This is a genomic window from Blattabacterium cuenoti, from assembly GCF_014252055.1.
GTDB classification, from domain to species: Bacteria; Bacteroidota; Bacteroidia; order Flavobacteriales; family Blattabacteriaceae; genus Blattabacterium; species Blattabacterium cuenoti_D.
Genome location: NZ_CP059208.1, coordinates 137,687 through 155,557 on the forward strand (window position 1 = coordinate 137,687; position 17,871 = coordinate 155,557).

Consider the following 17,871-nt stretch of genomic DNA (forward strand, 5'->3'; position numbering starts at 1 on the left):
TATTTTTGTTCACAAACAAAATAAAAATATCATTATAACAATAATTCATTTGAATTTTTTAAAGTTATGAAATATTATTCTAAATAAATAACTCTTTATTTTTTATATATGAAATATGAAATCATCCCATCATTTATTACATTTATCATTACAATAAAACAACAAAAATTGTTATCATATATCGTAAACATACAAAAAGAATTTTAATTTCTATCTAATCTTTCAATGAATAAATAAATAAAAAAACACGCCTCCATAAATTATGATTATTTTTGCATCAATAGAGGGAAAATTGTTATTAAAAATAATTAAGAAATGCAAGTTTTAAAATTTGGAGGAAGTTCCGTAGCTCATTCTAATGCAATAAAACGTATTTGTTCTTTATTAGAAAAAAAACCAAAAGGAAAATATGCAATTGTTGTTTCTGCATTAGGAAATATTACGGATCAACTTATACAATGTGGTAAATTAGCTTCTGAAAGAAGAAATAGTTACAAAGATATATTAGAAGAAATAGAAATTCGTCATATTAATATTATTAGAGAACTGTTTCCGATTACTTATCAAAGTCATTTAATTAGTTGGATAAAAAAAAATGTCAATGATTTAGAAAGTTTATGTGATGGAATTTTTCAAGTAGAAGAATTATCAAAACGTTCTTTGGATAAAATTATGAGTTTTGGAGAACTTAGTTCTTCTTATCTCATAGCAGAAAAATTAAAACAATCTGGACTAGACGCTGTCTGCAAAGACAGCAGAGATTTAATCATTACAGATTCTCAATTTGGATGTGCTCAAGTGGATTTCATTACAAGTAATCACAATATTATTCAATTTTTTCGTGAAAAAATATCAGAATATATTGTTTTACCCGGTTTTATAGGGGCTACATTAGAAAACGAAACAACTACTTTGGGAAGAGGGGGGTCTGATTATACTGCAGCTATTTTAGCCGCTGCTATATCTGCAAGTCTACTTGAAATATGGACAGATGTAAGTGGGATGATGACAGCTAATCCGAAAATAGTAAATCAAGCTTTTCCCATTAAAGAAATTTCTTATGAAGAAGCTATGGAATTATCTCATTTTGGAGCAAAAGTAATTTATCCTCCTACAATACAACCTGCTATGAAAAAACACATCCCCATACAAATTAAAAATACTTTTTATCCTATGGACACAGGTACTTTAATTTATATTAGTAAAAATACAAATATTAGTCAACCTGTTACCGGAATATCTGGAATTCAGAATATGGCTCTTCTTACTCTTGAGGGGAGTGGAATGATAGGAAATCCTGGATATTCTAAACGTTTATTTGATGCTCTATCACGTGAAAAAATAAATGTAATTTTTATAACTCAAAGTTCTTCAGAACATTCTATTACTACTGGAATTAATGAAATGGATGTTATAAAAGCAAAAACAGTTATAGATAGTGAATTTTCTCAAGAAATACATCAAAGACGTATAGATCCATTAAGAATAGAAAAAGATCTTTGCATAATTGCAGTAGTGGGAGATAATATGAAAAATCTTCATGGAACTAGCGGTAAAATGTTTTCTTCTTTGGGTAGAAATAGTATTAATGTTAGAGCTATTGCACAAGGATCTACTGAAAAAAATATATCAGCTGTTATTAGAAAAACTGATTTTAAAAAAGCATTGAATACTTTACATGAAGCATTTTTCGAAAGTCCTCCAAAACAAATTAATCTTTTTATTTGTGGCGTTGGAAAAGTAGGTAGCAAGTTACTTGAACAAATAGATCAACAACAAAATTATTTATTAGAAGAATTAAAACTTCAAGTAAGAGTAATAGGATTGGCTAATAGTAGAAAAATGTATTTCCATAATCATGGAATAAATTTAGGTGAATGGAATAAATATCTTAATGAAAAAGGAGAAAAAATGAATATATATTCATTTATGGAAAAAGTTTGGAAATTTAATTTAAGAAATAGTTTATTTGTTGATAATACAGCTAGTGAAGAAATGGCTATGACTTACGAAAAATTCTTGAAAAATGGAATAGGGGTCATTACCTGTAATAAGATAGCTTGTTCTTCTGATTATGAACATTACAAAAAATTAAAGACTTTATCTAGACATTTTAAAGCTCCTTTTTTATTTGAAACTAATGTAGGAGCAAGTCTTCCAGTTATTAGTACATTAAATGACCTTATAAATAGTGGAGATAAAATAAATAAAATTGAAGCAGTATTATCAGGAAGTTTGAATTTTATATTCAATTGTTTTACGGGAAAAAAATCTTTTTTAGAAGTTGTAAAAGAAGCTCAATTAAAAGGATATACAGAACCAGATCCTCGTATTGATCTAAGTGGATTAGATGTTATGAGGAAGATTGTTATTTTAGCAAGAGAATGTGGGGCCCCATTAGAATTAAGTGATATACATAAAAAATCATTTCTTCCTGAAACTTGTTTAAAGTCGAGTTCAATAGATAGTTTTTATCAAGAATTACATAAGTATAAAGATTACTTTTTTGATATTAGAAATGAAGCAGAAAAATTAAAAAAACGTTTACGTTTTATCGCACGTTATGAAAATGGGATAGCTTTTGTTGGATTGGAATCTGTTCAGCAAAATCATCCATTTTTTCAATTAGAAGGAAAAGATAATATGGTCTTATATAATACATATCGTTACGCTGAACAACCTCTTATCATAAGAGGTGCTGGAGCTGGAGCAGAAGTTACTGCATCAGGAGTTTTTTCTGATATTATTAAAGCTACTAAATAATAATCATGAAGGGGGTTAAAATACTTGCACCAGCTACCGTAGCTAATCTAGCTTGTGGATTTGATGTAATTGGATTGTCTTTAGGTATTCCAGAAGATGAAATTTTTTTATATAAATCTAATACCCCAGGAATACGTATTAATAAAATACGTGGGGCATCTCTACCTACCGATCCAAAAAAAAATGTAGCTTTTGTTGCTTTGCAATTTTTATTAAAAAAATATCAACAAAGAGAAAATTTTCAAGAAAAAAAAATAGGATTTGAAATAGAATTAATTAAAAATATCCATCCTGGAAGTGGGATAGGATCTAGTGCTGCTAGTGCAGCTGGAGTTGTTTTTGGAGCTAATATTCTTTTAGGTAATCCTTTTAGTAAAAAGCAACTTATACGGTTTGCTATGGAGGGAGAACGAATAGCAAGTGGATCAGCTCATGCTGATAATGTTGCTCCTGCTATAATGGGGGGAGTAACTTTAGTAAGAAGTTATAAACCTTTAGATATTACTAATCTTCATGTTCCTAGAGAATTATGGGTTAGTATCATTCATCCTCAAATAGAGATAAAAACATCAGATGCTAGAGATATTTTGAAACAGAAAGTATTAATGACAGATGCCATTCATCAATGGGGTAATGTAGGAGCATTGGTTGCTGGATTATATCAAGAAGATTATGCTTTAATTAGTAGATCCTTAGAAGATGTAATTGTAGAACCGATAAGAGCTACACTTATTCCAGCATTTTATGAATTAAAAATAAAATGTAAAGAAATAGGAGCATTAGGTGGAGGTATTTCTGGATCTGGTCCATCTGTATTTATGTTAAGTAAAGGAAATTATACTGCAAAAAAAGTAACAGAAGAAATGAATCGTGTTTATTCTCCATTAAAAGTAGATTATAAAACTTATACCTCTCCTATTAACCAAAAAGGGGTGAAATGGTTTAAAATTATTTAATAAATAAATTAGAAAAATTTATGTTATATCGTAGTTTAACAAATGATAAGAATTTAATTTCTTTTGAAGAAGCTGTATTAAAAGGATTATCTCCAGATGGAAGTTTATACGTTCCAAAACGTATTCCTATATTAGATGATCAATTTATTAAAAATCTACCAAAACTTCAGATTTCTGAAATTTGTAAGTATATTATAAAACCTTATATAGGAAAATCTATTCCAGATTCATTTATTTCTAATATTATCAATGATACTTTATCTTTTCCTTTTCCATTAAAAAAAATACATGATAACATTTATGTATTAGAACTTTTTCATGGTCCTACTCTAGCTTTTAAAGATGTAGGAGTAAGATTTATGGCGGAATGTTTGAGTTTTTTCTATAAAAAAATAAAAAAAAAAATAACCATCTTGGTAGCTACTTCTGGTGATACGGGTGCTGCTGTAGCTCATGGGTTTTATAAAAAACCTGGAATAGAAGTGATTATTTTATATCCATATAATGGAATTAGTTCATTACAAAAAAAACAAATTACTTCTTTGGGGGAAAATATATTTTCTTTGGAGATAAAAGGAAATTTTGATAATTGTCAAAACATTGTTAAAAAGTCTTTTTTAGATAAAGAAATACGAAAAAAATATGTGTTAACTTCTGCTAATTCTATAAACGTAGCAAGATGGCTCCCTCAAATGTTTTATTATTTTTTAGCTTATAAGACAATAGAAAATCCTGTAGAACTAATTTTTTCAGTTCCTAGTGGAAATTTTGGAAATATTTGTGCAGGTCTGATGTCAGAAAAAATGGGGTTACCTATAAAATTTTTTATTGCCCCAACAAATATAAATGACACTATTCCTAGATTTTTGAAATATGAAAAATATCAACCGCTTCCTGTAAAGAAAACTATATCAAATGCTATGGATATATCTAATCCAAATAATTTTCCTAGAATATGGAATTATTTATATAAAGAAAATATTTTACAACTAAAGAAAAAACTATTTTCGTATCGATTCACAGACAAAGAGACTCTCTATATTATAGAAAAAGTATGGAAAAAATATAAATATATATTAGATCCACATGGTGCAGTAGGATATTTAGGAATAAAGAAATATTTTAAAAAAATGAATTATAAATCTTCATTAAAAGCTATTTTTTTAGAAACAGCTCATCCTATTAAATTCTTAGATCATATGCCACTAATTTTACGAGATGAAATTATAGTTCCTAGTAACTTAGGAGTTTTCTTAAAAGAAAAAAGAAAAGAAAAAATTTTATCTATGTCCAATGATTTTAATAATTTTAAAAGTTGGTTATTAGAAAGAATATAATTAAATAGCTACATCTCCCTTAATATGAGGAAAGGGATCATAATTTTTCAAATTAAAATCTTTAAAAGAAAATTCAAAAATATTTTTTACAGATGGATTAATAATAATTTCTGGAAGTTTTTTTGGTTTTCTTTTTAATTGTAATTTAACTTGTTCTATATGGTTTATATATATATGGGCATCACCTATTGTATGAATTAATTCTTTTTCTTTTAAATTTAAAACTCTGGATAACATCATAAGTAATAAAGCATAAGATGCTATGTTAAAAGGTAGTCCTATAAAAATATCTGCGCTTCTTTGATATAAAAGTAGTGATAGTTTTCTTCCATTATCAGATACGTAAAATTGAAAAAGTACATGACAAGGAGGTAATGCCATATCTTTAATCATCCCAACATTCCAAGAAGATACTATTAACCTTCTTGAATTTGGATTCAATTTTATTTCCTCTATAACATTTGTTATCTGATCTATAGAATTTTTACCATTATAATCTGGCCACCTTCTCCATTGTAATCCATATATTGGGCCAAGATCTCCTTTTTCATCAGCCCAATGATTCCAAATAGAAACATTATTATTTTTTAAGTATTGTATATTAGTTTTTCCTTTTAAAAACCATAGTAATTCATGAATAATATATCGTATGTTTAACTTTTTAGTAGTTAAAAGAGGAAACCCTTTTCTTAAATCAAATCTCATTTGATAACCAAATAAACTTATAGTCCCTACACCGGTACGGTCTTTTCTTTTGATTCCATTTTTTAATACATTTTTTAATAGATTTAAGTATTGTTTCATAATTTATATTTTAACACAATGATTTATTTTTAATTTAAAGAGTATTTTTGCATAATAAAAAAACATAACTATGAATCAGAAGGTACTCTTCTTTTCTACAAGAAGTGGGTTAGAATTATCAAAAAATATAGCTCACCATTATGGAAAGTTCTTAGGAAAAGTACGGTTTTTGGAATTTAGTGATGGAGAATATACTCCTTGTTTCGAACAATCTGTTCGTGGATCCAGAGTGTTTTTAATTGGATCTACTTTTCCTCCAGTAGATAATTTAATGGAATTATTATTGATGAGTGATGCAGCTCGTAGAGCTTCTGCACAAAATATAACATTGGTTATTCCATACTTTGGATGGGCTAGACAAGACCATAAAGATCAACCTAGAACACCTATCGCAGCAAAACTTGTAGCTAATCTAATGGTAGCATCAGGTGCTAGAAGAGTTATGACTATGGATTTACATGCAGATCAAATTCAAGGTTTTTTTGACATTCCTGTGGATCATTTATATGCTTCTAGAATATTCATTGATTACATTAAAAAATTAAATATGGATCAATTAACGATTGCTTCTCCAGATATGGGGGGAGCAAAAAGAGCTAGAAGCTATGCTGGTTACTTGAGAACAGATGTTGTTATTTGTTATAAAGAAAGAAAAAAGGCAAATGAAATAGAATTTATGAATCTCATAGGAAATGTTAAAAATAAAAATATTATTCTTATAGATGATATGGTAGATACTGCTGGAACTTTAACGGAAGCAGCTAACCTAATAAAAAAACAAGGAGCTAAAAGTATTCGTGCTATAGCTACCCATCCAGTTTTATCAGGAAATTCGTATGATAAAATAAAAAATTCTGAACTTGAAGAATTAGTAATAACAGATACTATTCCTTTAAAAGAAAAAAATGATAAGATTAAAGTACTATCTTGTGCTTCACTTTTTGCTGAAGTAATGCAATCTGTTCATAATGATGAATCTATTAGCAATAAATTTATAATTTAATTATGTAAAAAAAAAAGATATGAAATATGTAAATATTTACGGAAAGAAAAGAAATGTAGGAAAAAAAAATGTTCGTTTTATACGAATTTCGGAAAATATCCCGTGTATTTTATATGGAAAAGATATAAATATTCCATTTTATACTGCATCAGAAAACTTAAAAAAAGTAATGCGTTATGGAGATATCCATGGAGTAAATATTAAAATAGAAGGGTATGATAAAAATATAAAAGCTGTACAAAAGGAAATACAATTTGATCCAGTTAGTGACGAAATTTTACATGTAGATTTTTATAAAATTGAAGAATCAAAACCTATAAAATTATCACTTCCAGTAAAATTTGTAGGGAGACCAATTGGTGTTACCAAAGGAGGAGAGTATTATTCTTTAATTAGAAAATTAAAAATAAAAGCTTTTCCATCTGATATCCCAGAATTTATAAAAATAGATATTAGTTCTTTAGATATAGGAGATAGAATCATTGTTAAAGATTTACAAAATGTAAAATATTCTATTTTAGATCCTGTACAAACTCTTATAGCAAGAGTAAAAAATTCTAGAACAACTATTAAAGAAGAAGATAATAAAAATAAAGAAGATAAAAAACAACAAAAAAATAAATAATGTCTTTTATTTCTTATAAAAAAAAAGATCATTATTTTATGAAAATAGCTTTTAATGAGGCTATTATTGCTTTTCATAAAAATGAAGTTCCTATAGGAGCGGCCATTACGTATGAAAATGCAGTTATAGCAAAAGCTCATAATTTAACGGAAACATTAAATAATACTATTGCACACGCAGAAATATTAGTTATTAATTTAGCTTCCAAATATTTAGAAGAAAAGTATATGAGAAAATGTACATTATACGTTACATTAGAACCATGTGTAATGTGCGCAGGAGCTTTATTTTGGGCTAAAATAGGAAGAGTTGTTTGTGGAGCAAATAATAAAAAAGGATTTTTATATGCTGGAATTAAATTACATCCGAAAACAGAATTAATTTCTGGTATTATGAAAAATAGATGCAAATCTTTAATAAAAAAATTTTTTCTTTTAAAAAGAAAGAAAACATACATAGACTGAATTAAATCAATAATTTCTTTTTTTTACTTTTTTTTAATTTAATAATTACTGGTAATGTTGTTATAAATAGTATCAATAAAACAATCCATTCAAGATGATTTTTCAATTCAGGAAAACTCTTATCTAGATAATGCCCTGCTAACATAATAGAATAAGTCCAAATAATAGCTCCAATTACATTGTATATCATAAATTTTTTAAAATTCATACGAATAGCACCTGCTACAATAGGAGCAAAAGTTCTGAATAAAGGAAGAAATCTACTCATTATTAATGCTGTAGCTTTATATTTATTATAAAATAATTTAGCTAGAATTAAATGTTTTTTCTTAAAAAAAAAGGAATCTTTTTTTCTATACAATAATTCTCCAGATTTATACCCTAACCAGTAACCTTGAATATTCCCAAGAATAGCAAAAAATGCAACAATTAGTATTATAATAAAAAAAGGAACATTATAAAAATTTTTACATAAATCTTCTCCAAATATTCCAGCAGTAAATAATAAAGAATCTCCAGGTAAAAAAAAACCAATGAAAAAACCAGTTTCTGCAAAGACAATTACTAAAAGAATAAATAATGCTGCATTTCCGAAATATAAAAAAATCCATCTAGGATTAAATAAATGTTGAATAAAATCCCAAAAATTTGACATGATACAAATATGATGATAAAAAAAACAAATTTAAATATTTACATTTCTCAAATATATTCATGAATCTTTAAAATTCAAGTAAAAATATTTTTATATGGAATACATTTACGAATTTATTAATACTTTAGGATGGATACCAAATATTATTTTTATAATAATAGGTTTTGTTTTTTTAATTTTCTGGTTACAGAAGATATTCTATTTCGTAGATTAATTTTTTATAATAAAAATTACTACTTTTGTCTAGTAAACAAGATAAATTCATGCAAAAAGAAAACGGAAAAAATATATATTTTAATGATGAAGCTTATCATGTCTTAAATAGTTATCTAGTTAATCAAAAATTTGATCCAAAAAATGTATTTATTTTAGTTGATAATCTAACTTACAAACATTGTTTTCCAATCATACTATCTCATGTAAATTTTTTAAATAAATCTCATGTTATTAAAATAAGAACAGGAGAAAAAGAAAAAAATATTTATACATGTATCAAAATATGTAAACTTTTGGAAAAGTTAAAAGCTACCAGAAATAGTTTGATTATAAATGTTGGAGGTGGAGTGATAACAGATCTTGGTGGTTTTGTTTCATCTATATTTAAACGGGGTATTCGTTTTATTAATATTCCTACAACTTTATTGGGAATGGTTGATGCATCTATAGGATACAAAACAGGTGTCAATTTAGATTATATTAAAAATGAAATAGGAACTTTTCATATTCCAGAACTTTTAATTATTGATCCATTTTTTCTAAATACTCTATCTAGAACAGAAATTATTTCTGGAATGGCTGAAATGTTTAAACATGGACTTATAGCAAACAAAGACTTTTGGATTGATATGAATAAATTTAAATTGGAAATGGCAGAGAATAAAAATATATGTAATGATCTTATTAAGAAATCTATATTTATAAAAAATAAAATAGTCACAAAAGATCCTAAAGAAAAAGGATTAAGAAAGATTCTTAATTTTGGTCATACTATTGGACATGCATTAGAAAGTTATTTTATGAATAAAAAAGAAAAAATACTACACGGGATGGCTATTGCAAGTGGAATGATTTATGAATCTTGGATTTCACATAAAATAAATGACTTATCAATGATAGATTATGAAGAAATAGAATCTTCACTTTCTTCATTTTACCCTAAAAAATATGTTTTATCTGATTTAGATGTAGAAAAGTTGTTTATAATTATGGAGCATGATAAAAAAAATGAAAAAAATAAAATACAATTTTCTCTAATAAAGAGAATAGGAGAATGTTCTTACAATTATGAAGTTCCTTTTTCTTTAATAAAAGAAAGTTTATTGAAATGTTAATTTTAACTTATTTCTTAGTTTGATTATATTAAAAAAAATAAAATTTTATAATGAGTGAAGGCGAAAAATTGATTCCTATTAATATTGAAGATGAAATGAAATCATCTTACATAGATTATTCTATGTCTGTAATTGTTTCTAGAGCTCTTCCTGATGCTAGAGATGGATTAAAACCTGTGCATAGAAGAGTCCTTTATGGAATGTATAAATTAGGAATTTTTTATAACAATTCTTATAAAAAATCTGCTCGTATTGTTGGAGAAGTATTAGGAAAATACCATCCTCACGGAGATGTTTCTGTTTACGATACAATGGTTCGTATGTCTCAAGAATGGACTTTAAGATATCCATTAATAGATGGACAAGGTAATTTTGGATCTTTAGATGCGGATCCACCTGCAGCTATGCGTTATACAGAAGTAAAGATGAAAAAAATATCTGAGGAAATGTTATTGGATATTAAGAAGGACACAGTGGATATGAAATTAAATTTCGATGATTCTCTAGAGGAACCTACTGTTTTACCAACGCGTATTCCCAATCTTTTAATTAATGGTTCTTCCGGAATTGCAGTAGGTATGGCAACTAATATCCCTCCTCATAATTTAACGGAAACCATTAAAGCAATTTGTGCTTATATAGATAATAATAATTTATCTATAGAACAAATAATGAAATATATTAAAGCTCCAGATTTTCCTACAGGAGGAATTATTTATGGATATGATGGTGTTAGAAAAGCGTTTCAAACTGGAAGAGGACGTATAGTATTACGAGCAAAAATACATTTAGAAGAAATTAATGGAAAACAATGTCTTGTGGTAGATGAAATTCCTTATCAAGTGAATAAAGCTGATATGATAACTAAAACAGTTGGATTGATGAAGGAAGGAAAAATGGAAGGAATTTATCAGATTCGTGACGAATCTGATAGAAACGGATTACGTATCGTTTATATTCTTAAACAGAACACAAATCCTGATATATTGTTAAATAATTTATTTAAATATACATCATTAGAAACTTATTTTAACGTTAATAATATAGCATTAATTAACGGTAAACCAGCTCAATTAAATATAAAAGATCTTATTCATCATTTTGTTAATCATAGACACGATGTTATTATTCGTCGTACTAAATATGAATTAAAAAAATGCAAAAATCGCGTTCATATTCTAACTGGTTTTTTAAAAATAGTGAATCAAATAGATATAATGATAGAACTAATTAAAAATTCTAGAAATCATAAAGAAGCGATCAATGAATTAATGAATAAATTTGAAATATCTGAAGATCAATCAAAATCTATTTTAGATATGCGACTACAAAATCTTACTACCTTAGAAGTAGATAGATTAAAAAATGAACATAAAGAATTATTAAAGAACATAGATTTTTTGAAAAATGTATTAGATCAATATTTTATAAGAACTAAAATTATAAAAGAAGAACTCTTAGATATTAAAAGAAAATATCAAGATACTCGTCGTACACAAATTGATTATACAGGAAATAAAGTTGATATAGAAGATCTTATTGAAGATGAACAAGTTGTTTTAACTATTTCTCATGCAGGTTATATAAAAAGAACATCTTTATCAGAATATAAACGTCAAGGTAGAGGTGGAGTAGGAAATAGAGGAGCAACTGCTAGAGAATCTGATTTTTTTAAACACTTACTTATAGCAACTAATCATCAGTATCTTCTTTTGTTTACAGAGAAAGGAAAATGTTTTTGGTTGAGAGTTTATGAGATCCCAGAAGGATCTAAAATATCTAAGGGCAGAGCAATACAAAACATTATTCATCTTCAACAAGATGACAAAGTTAATGCTTATATTTTAACTGGAAATCTTACTAATAAGAAATATGTTAAAGATCATTATGTAATGATGGTAACTCAAAAAGGTATTATTAAGAAAACTTCTTTAGAAAATTATTCTCGTCCTAGAAAATATGGCATAAATGCTATTGTAATTCGTAAAGGAGATTCTTTATTAGAAGCTATTTTAACTAGAGGAGATAGTCATGTTTTTATAGCTTTAAAAAGTGGAAGAATCATTCGTTTTTCAGAGAAAAAAGTTCGTATAACCGGAAGAAATTCTTCTGGAGTAATAGGAATAAATTTTACCGTTAAAGAAGATATGGTTATTGGAATTATATGTGGTGTAGATGGAGAAGAAAAAGGAAGTTTATTAGTGGTATCTCAAAAAGGATTTGGAAAAAGATCAAGTCTTGAAGAATATCGTCTTACTAATCGTGGAGGAAAAGGGATTAAAACATTAAATATTACTCAAAAAACAGGAAGTTTAATTGCTATAAAACATGTTACAGATGAAGATGACTTAATGATTATTAAAAAATCAGGAATAATGATACGTATTCCAGTCTCAGACATACGAGTAATGGGAAGAACTACTCAAGGAGTAAGATTAATTCATTTGAAAGAAAATGATGCTATAGCAGACGTAGAAAAAGTTTATAAAAAACCTATTATGGGATTTCATTAAAATCACGTAAAATATTTACATATTCTGATATATAAAAATCTTTGTTCAAATTTTCTATCCATTTTTTTTCTAATTCATTTTTATCGATAATTATTTTATAATTAATAGGGAACTTTCCATATACATTATTTAAATATTTTTTTAATTTCTGAAAATGCTTTTTCCTTTTTTTTGTTATTAAATTTTCATAGTACGAATCTCTCCAATTAAGAGAATATGTTTTTTTATTTAAAAATTTATTTTCTAATAATTGCATATTTTTATAAATTTTATTTATTAATTTATTATTTTTTCTTAATCTATTAATACTTTTTATTTTAATTTTTTCTAATTTTTTTTCATCCCAAGTTTTAATAGATACAGGGTCAACCTGATCCCATTTCATAGAATTTTGATGATATTTTTCTATTAATTTTGATGATCTATTACTTGGAATAATAATATCTGAATTCACTCCTTTTAATTGTGTAGAGTCCCCATTAATTCTATAAAATTTATTCATGGTAAATTTTAGAATTCCTAATTCTTCTTTTTTGTAAAAAAAATAAAATCTATTTAATGGATAAATAGTTTGAACAGTTCCTTTTCCATATGTTTGTTCACTACCGATAATAATTCCTCTTTTATAATCTTTTATTGCTGCAGAAAGTATTTCTGAAGCAGAAGCTGATTGTTCATTAACAATAACTACAAGAGGACCTTCCCATAAAATTTTATGATTATTATTTTTTAGTATTTTTTTTATATTAGGAGATTTTCCTGTTTGTACAATAGGAACTTTTCCTAAAAAAAAACCAGCTATATCTATTACACTAGATAATGATCCGCCTCTATTGTTTCTTATATCTAGAATAATTCCTTTAATATTTTCTTTTTTTAGTTCTTGAATAATTTTTTTTATATCATCTGTTGCATTTCTTCCATTTTTATTTTCAGGATTAAAGTAAAATTCAGGTAAAAAAATTAAACCATATTTATATTTTTTATTATCTAAAATTAATACGCTTTTTGCAAAAATTTCTTTTTTTTCAACAATATCTCTAGTAAGAATTACTTCTTCTACAAATCCATTATTTTTTTGTATTGTTAATTTTACTTTTGTTCCTTTTTTTCCTTTTATTAAACGTATAGAATTATCTAACAACATTCCTACAATGTTTTCTTCTGAATTTAAATCCTTTGATACCTTGATAATTTTGTCTCCCACATCTATTTTTTTACTTTTCCATGCAGGAGATCCAATAACAATATTTACTACTGTAGCATACCCTTTTTCATCTTTAAGTTCTATACCAATTCCTTCTGTTTGACCAGATACATTTAAATTAAATATTTCTTTTTCTTTCGGAGAAAAATAATTAGTATGAGGATCATATTGAGATATGATAGTATTTACATATATTGAAAACCAATCAGATTTTTTTCTAATTTTTAATTTCCTAAAATATTCCTCTACATATTCTTTTACTTTTCTTCTTGATTCCTTTTCTGCATTGAAAAATATATCTTTCCATATCTTTCTATTTGATATTTTTTCTTTTTGTTTTATAGAATTTGTTATTTCTGATAGAGTTAAATATTTTAGATATTTTCTCCATTTATCAATGCATTCCGTCTTATTTTTAGGGTAAGAAAAATCTATTTCTCTAGAATAAACTTCCTTTTTGTTAAAATCAAAAGGATTTTTCAATATATCTAAACATATAGATTCAACCTCTTTTATTCTTTGATAAAAACATTGAATTATTATGTCAAAAAAAGTAGTATCTGCATGAATCCAAAAATCATCTATTTTATCTTTATACAAAGAAAGGCTATTAATGTCTTTTTGTAAAAAAAAACGTTTATTACTATCTAATTTTTCAAAATATTTTTTATACACTGTTTCTGAAAAATCATTGTTAACATTTATAGGATTTATATGAGAAAGACAAAGCGTTTTATATATTTTCTTAAGTATGATTATGTTTTTTACATGTTCTTCTTCATTACTTGAAGAACAAAAACTAAATAAAAATAGGATAAAAACACCAATTATTATCCATTTTATTTTTCTAATTTTACTATTTTCCATATATATATTATTGGAATTTGGAATTGAGAATTATAATATAAAATATAAAAAATATATTTTATCTTTTTTTTCATAAAAAAAATGAATAATAAACCAATTATTTTAGTAACAAATGATGATGGAATTATAGCTCCAGGGATAAGATCTCTTATAGAAAGTATGAATTCCTTGGGAGAGGTGTATGTTGTAGCACCAAATAGCCCGAAATCTGGAACAGCACATTCTATAACTATGGATACAATATTATACTGTGATTCTGTTAAAATAGATAACGGAAAACAAAAAGAATGGGAATGTTCTGGTACTCCAGTAGATTGTGTAAAACTAGCAATTAATAATATTTTACCAAGAAGACCAGATATTTGTGTATCTGGAATAAACCATGGATCAAATTCTTCTATAAATATTAGATATTCTGGAACTGTTTCTGCTGTAATAGAAGCTGGTATAGAAGGAATACCATCTGTGGGGTTTTCTCTTTTAGATTTAGAATGGAATGCTGATTTTTCATCATCAAAAAAATATGTATGTGAAATTGTAAAAAAAATATTATATAATCCTATTCCAGAAAAAACAATCACTCTAAATGTGAATATCCCAAAATTGAAAAAAGAAGAAATAAAAGGAATTAAAATATGTAGACAAGCAAAATCTAAATGGCAAGAAAGTTTTGAAAAAAGATCTAATCCAAAAGGAAGAACCTACTATTGGTTAGTAGGAAATTTTGTTAATTTTGATGAGGAAGAGGAAGATGACACAGATGAATGGGCTTTGAATAATGGATATATCTCCATTGTTCCTATTCAATTTGATTTCACAAACTATTCAATCTTAAATATTCTGAAATCTTGGAATTTTATGCTATTCTTTTTTAACATATTTAACATATTTAACATATTTAACATATTTTAATTAACATGATATAGTATAAGTTAGTTGTAGTATTTATTACTATGATAGTAAAAGATAGTAAAAGTCATTTTTTTAATTTAAACAATATTTTTGTGTCTTATTCTTCAGAAAAATCTTTAAATCCAAAAACTATTAAAGATTTTATTGGTCAAAACGAAATTTTAGAAAATTTAAAAGTATTTATTCAAGCAGCTAAAAAAAGAAAAGAATGTTTAGATCATATTTTATTTCATGGACCTCCTGGTTTAGGAAAAACAACATTAGCTTATATTGTTGCCAATGAATTATGTGTTAATATAACTGTTACCTCAGGATCTGTTTTGGATAAACCAGGAGATTTAGCTGGATTACTTATTCATTTAAAATTAAATGATGTTATTTTTATCGATGAAATTCACCGTCTTTCTCCAATAGTAGAAGAATATCTATATTCTGCTATGGAAAATTATAAAATAGATATTATTATAGATTCTGGTTCTAATGCTAAATCAGTACAAATAGATTTATCTCCTTTTACTTTAATAGGAGCTACTACAAAATCTGGATTACTTACAGCTCCTATGCGTTCTAGATTTGGAATAAATTTCCGTCTTAGTTATTATCAAAAAGAATTACTGAAGAATATTGTAAATCGCAGTGCAAAAGTATTAAATATTCCAATAACAGAAGAAGCTTGTCACGAAATTGCTAATAGAAGTCGTGGTACTCCACGAATAGCTAATGCTTTACTTCGTAGAATTCGTGATTTTGCACAAATAAAAGGAAATGGAACTATTGATCTTAATATATGCAATACCGGATTGGAGTCTCTTCATGTAGATGAATATGGGTTAGATGAAATGGATCATAGAATACTTCAATCTATTATTGATTACTTTAAAGGTGGACCAGTAGGAATAAATACTATAGCTATATCTGTTAATGAAAATCCAGAAACTATAGAAGAAGTTTATGAACCTTTTCTTATACAAGAAGGATATCTCATAAGAACTCCAAGAGGAAGAAAAGTTACAAGGTTAGCATATCAACATATGAAACGAAAATCTCAAAAAAAATAAGATAAAATATTTTTTCTTATCTCTATAAGAAGGCTTAACTTTGTTCTAAAATGTAAAAATGTATAAATATCATGCCTTTAAATGTTATTGTTGGTCTCCAATGGGGTGACGAGGGAAAAGGAAAAATTACGGATTTACTTTCTAAAAACTCAGATTATGTAATTCGTTATCAGGGTGGAAATAACTCTGGTCATTCTATCCATATTAATAATCGTCATTTTGTTCTTCATTTAATACCTTCTGGTATTATTTATTCTCATGTTAATTGTATTATAGGTCCTGGAGTAGTAATAGATCCAAAATCTCTGATACAAGAAATTAAAAACTTAGAGTCTTTTGGAATTAATACAGATAAAATCTATTTATCAAATAGAGCTCACGTAATAATGCCTTATCACCGTCTATTAGATAAATATCAAGAAGAATCTTTAGGAAAAATGTCCATTGGAACAACACATCGTGGAATAGGGCCAGCTTATGCAGATAAAATAGGTCGTGTTGGAATACGCATTGTAGACCTTATGAATATAGATTTATTTCGAATAAAATTAAAAAAAAATATTGATTTTAAAAATCAAATTATCACAAAAATTTATAAAGGAGATCCTATTTTTTTTGAATCTATTTATGAAGAATACATAGAATATGCAAAAATCATTTCTCATAGAATAATAGATGCAGTTTATGAAATACATAATGCTTTTCATAAAAGAAAAAAAATTTTATTTGAAGGTGCTCAAGCGATGTTATTAGACATTAACTATGGAACGTATCCGTACGTTACTACTTCATCTTGTTCAACAGGTGGCGTATGTACAGGGGCTGGAGTTCCTCCTAGTTTTTTAAAAAATTTCATAGGAATAGCAAAAGCATACACTACACGTGTAGGAAATGGACCTTTTCCTACAGAAATAAAAGGAGATGAAAGCTCTTTAATTAGAGAGAAAGGTAATGAATATGGTACTACTACAAATCGTCCAAGACGATGTGGATGGTTAGATTTGGTTTCTTTGAAATATTCTTGTATGATAAATGGAATTAATCATTTAATTATTACAAAATTAGATGTATTAAGCACATTGAAAGTAATTAAAGTCTGCATAGAATATAGGTATAATGGAAAAATTATTAAATATTTTCCAGCAAACATAGAAAATAATAATATAGAAGTAGTTTATATAGAATTTTATGGTTGGGAAAAAGAAATATATCATATTAGAAATTATGAAAATTTACCTGAAAATTGTAAAAAATATCTTAAATTTATTGAAAATTACCTGAATATAAGAATATTATTGATTTCTGTAGGTCCTGAAAGAACCCAAAATATTATTAAAAATAAATCTTTTTTTTAACGATTTTTTCATAAATATTAA

At 26.2% G+C, this 17,871-nt stretch carries 14 protein-coding genes; 11 read left to right on the plus strand and 3 right to left on the minus strand.

Features of this window, described 5'->3' with window-relative positions; translation table 11 throughout:
- Positions 1-315: 315 nt before the first annotated feature.
- Genes thrA through thrC form a run of 3 tightly spaced genes read left to right on the plus strand, consistent with a single transcriptional unit; the run spans position 316 to position 5,056 of the window.
- Entirely contained in the window at positions 316-2,763 is a 2,448-nt protein-coding gene (thrA, locus tag H0H48_RS00685; RefSeq protein WP_185871202.1) for a bifunctional aspartate kinase/homoserine dehydrogenase I, read from the plus strand.
- A 5-nt stretch (positions 2,764-2,768) separates the two neighbouring features.
- On the plus strand, positions 2,769-3,719 hold the full coding sequence (locus H0H48_RS00690; RefSeq protein WP_185871203.1) for a homoserine kinase: 951 nt from the start codon (positions 2,769-2,771) through the stop codon (positions 3,717-3,719).
- A 20-nt stretch (positions 3,720-3,739) separates the two neighbouring features.
- Complete coding sequence (gene thrC, locus H0H48_RS00695; protein WP_185871204.1) at positions 3,740-5,056, plus strand: threonine synthase; 1,317 nt, start codon at positions 3,740-3,742, stop codon at positions 5,054-5,056.
- On the opposite strand, the gene H0H48_RS00700 is transcribed toward thrC, so the two are convergent.
- Positions 5,057-5,860 (minus strand): thymidylate synthase, encoded by an 804-nt coding sequence (locus H0H48_RS00700; RefSeq protein ID WP_185871205.1) that lies wholly within the window; start codon positions 5,858-5,860, stop codon positions 5,057-5,059.
- 70 nt (positions 5,861-5,930) lie between these two features.
- Here H0H48_RS00700 and H0H48_RS00705 point away from each other — a divergent pair, with 70 nt between their 5' ends.
- Genes H0H48_RS00705 through H0H48_RS00715 form a run of 3 tightly spaced genes read left to right on the plus strand, consistent with a single transcriptional unit; the run spans position 5,931 to position 7,952 of the window.
- On the plus strand, positions 5,931-6,863 hold the full coding sequence (locus tag H0H48_RS00705; protein WP_185871206.1) for a ribose-phosphate pyrophosphokinase: 933 nt from the start codon (positions 5,931-5,933) through the stop codon (positions 6,861-6,863).
- A 19-nt stretch (positions 6,864-6,882) separates the two neighbouring features.
- Positions 6,883-7,488, plus strand: a complete 606-nt coding sequence (locus H0H48_RS00710; RefSeq protein ID WP_185871207.1) for a 50S ribosomal protein L25 — start codon at positions 6,883-6,885, stop codon at positions 7,486-7,488.
- Positions 7,488-7,952, plus strand: coding sequence for a nucleoside deaminase (locus H0H48_RS00715; protein ID WP_185871208.1), 465 nt, complete (start codon positions 7,488-7,490; stop codon positions 7,950-7,952). Before H0H48_RS00710 ends, H0H48_RS00715 begins: the two co-directional genes overlap by 1 nt.
- Position 7,953: 1 nt before the next feature.
- On the opposite strand, the gene H0H48_RS00720 is transcribed toward H0H48_RS00715, so the two are convergent.
- Positions 7,954-8,607 carry a DedA family protein gene (locus H0H48_RS00720; RefSeq protein ID WP_185871209.1) on the minus strand — a complete coding sequence of 218 codons (654 nt, stop codon included), beginning with the start codon at positions 8,605-8,607 and terminating at the stop codon, positions 7,954-7,956.
- Between the two features lie 263 nt (positions 8,608-8,870).
- On the opposite strand from H0H48_RS00720, the gene aroB reads away from it, so the two are divergent.
- Positions 8,871-9,938, plus strand: coding sequence for a 3-dehydroquinate synthase (gene aroB, locus H0H48_RS00725; RefSeq protein WP_185871210.1), 1,068 nt, complete (start codon positions 8,871-8,873; stop codon positions 9,936-9,938).
- A 50-nt stretch (positions 9,939-9,988) separates the two neighbouring features.
- Positions 9,989-12,451, plus strand: coding sequence for a DNA gyrase subunit A (gyrA, locus tag H0H48_RS00730; RefSeq protein WP_185871211.1), 2,463 nt, complete (start codon positions 9,989-9,991; stop codon positions 12,449-12,451).
- Here the strand turns inward: gyrA and H0H48_RS00735 are convergent.
- A complete protein-coding gene (locus H0H48_RS00735) occupies positions 12,435-14,525 on the minus strand; it encodes a carboxy terminal-processing peptidase (protein WP_185871212.1) in 2,091 nt (696 codons plus the stop codon). The genes gyrA and H0H48_RS00735 overlap by 17 nt on opposite strands.
- A gap of 81 nt (positions 14,526-14,606) precedes the next feature.
- On the opposite strand from H0H48_RS00735, the gene surE reads away from it, so the two are divergent.
- The 3 genes from surE (at position 14,607) to H0H48_RS00750 (ending at position 17,850) form a co-directional block, all read left to right on the plus strand.
- Positions 14,607-15,437, plus strand: a complete 831-nt coding sequence (gene surE / locus H0H48_RS00740; RefSeq protein WP_185871213.1) for a 5'/3'-nucleotidase SurE — start codon at positions 14,607-14,609, stop codon at positions 15,435-15,437.
- Positions 15,438-15,478: 41 nt separating this feature from the next.
- Positions 15,479-16,495, plus strand: a complete 1,017-nt coding sequence (gene ruvB / locus H0H48_RS00745; protein WP_185871214.1) for a Holliday junction branch migration DNA helicase RuvB — start codon at positions 15,479-15,481, stop codon at positions 16,493-16,495.
- 71 nt (positions 16,496-16,566) lie between these two features.
- Complete coding sequence (locus H0H48_RS00750) at positions 16,567-17,850, plus strand: adenylosuccinate synthase (RefSeq protein WP_185871215.1); 1,284 nt, start codon at positions 16,567-16,569, stop codon at positions 17,848-17,850.
- The last annotated feature ends 21 nt before the right edge of the window (positions 17,851-17,871 follow it).